Source organism: Polaromonas sp. P1_E3, from assembly GCF_056405935.1.
The window spans coordinates 1-1,158 of record NZ_JBFUBD010000627.1 but is presented as its reverse complement, the minus strand read 5'-3'; the positions used below and the strand labels follow the sequence as shown (position 1 = coordinate 1,158).

The following is a 1,158-nucleotide window of genomic DNA, read 5'->3' as shown; positions in this document are numbered from 1 at the left end:
TCTCACATGAAGCTACCTGATCTCGGACCCGATCTGCCCGCACCAGGGCAGGTAGTCGCTAGCCGTGCCCTTCAGTTCACAACTGCGTCGGGCGAATCGGAAGCGGTACTTATTGAAGTCCATGCGCCGGTCCGTACCGACGGCACGTGGTGGTGCCGGTACGAAGTCAAAGCTTCATCGTTTAATCGTGTTTTCGCCTTGGCTGGTGAGGACTCGCTTCAGGCGCTCCTTGGATCGATCTGCATCATCTCAACCGAGCTCGAAGCATTTGCGAAGGAGCGCCGAGGTCAGTTCTCCTATTTTGGTGACGGTGATCTAATGCTTCCCAGTATGGATTGGCTTAGGCGCCCTGGTGACGCAAGTGAGACTTAACATGTCAGTCAACGCGGACGCCCAAAGGCGTCAGACCGCTACGCGGCCCACCTTGAGTGGGCACCGGTTACTTCTACGTTAAACCGCTTGAGATGCACACTTACGCTATCTACGCCCTTGCAATCGCCGCCGGGTTTGGGCTGTGGGCGCTACTGTTCTGGTCGCAACGTCGGAGCAGTGGCCGTATTCGCAAAGCCGTTGGATGGATGACCATTGGGCCACTCCACGGCTATCTGAAGCGGCGCGGATATCGCTTGAGTACCCGCGAACTCCTCGGTTGGGCATTCGTCGCGCTTGTCATGCTGCTTGCACCTGTGGCATCTTGGATGTTGGAACGGTAATGGCGCCCGCGCGGCTTAACATGTCGTTCGACCGGACCGTCTACGACGTCCGGTCACATTCGCGTTGGGCAGCATGAAGACCATCGCAACATCTTCGGTCGAAGAGGGCTTGGATTTTGGGTTCAATCTTCTCGTTGGACCGGCCGCGGAAGGTGGCCGAAACGATGAGGTTCTTGCCCAGAAACTTCTGTCCCTGATCGAGAGCTTTGTTCATCCGAGATATGCGGGTGAGCCTGAGATCGCGTTGGATGCGCTTGAAGAATTGGAGGGCTGCGTACCTCTGAGGTACCAGAGAAATCGCGACCAGATTGCGGCACAGATGGCATGGCTGAGAGAGCAGTTGCCAAGGCGCCTGGAGTAGTGCAATGTGCTGCCCAACATTTCATTTCAGCGGACGGCCTACGGTCGCCGTTGAACTCAGACGTTAACGCGCATGGAATACACC

Annotated in this window: 2 protein-coding genes; both read left to right on the top strand. The window is 56.8% G+C overall.

What is annotated here, in order from left to right; genetic code table 11:
• The coding region (locus AC1D0Z_RS22315) for a DUF6968 family protein (RefSeq protein ID WP_477660332.1) at positions 1–372 on the top strand (372 nt) is incomplete at its 5' end.
• Between the two features lie 414 nt (positions 373–786).
• Positions 787–1,074, top strand: coding sequence for a hypothetical protein (locus AC1D0Z_RS22310; RefSeq protein WP_477660331.1), 288 nt, complete (start codon positions 787–789; stop codon positions 1,072–1,074).
• Positions 1,075–1,158: the final 84 nt, after the last annotated feature.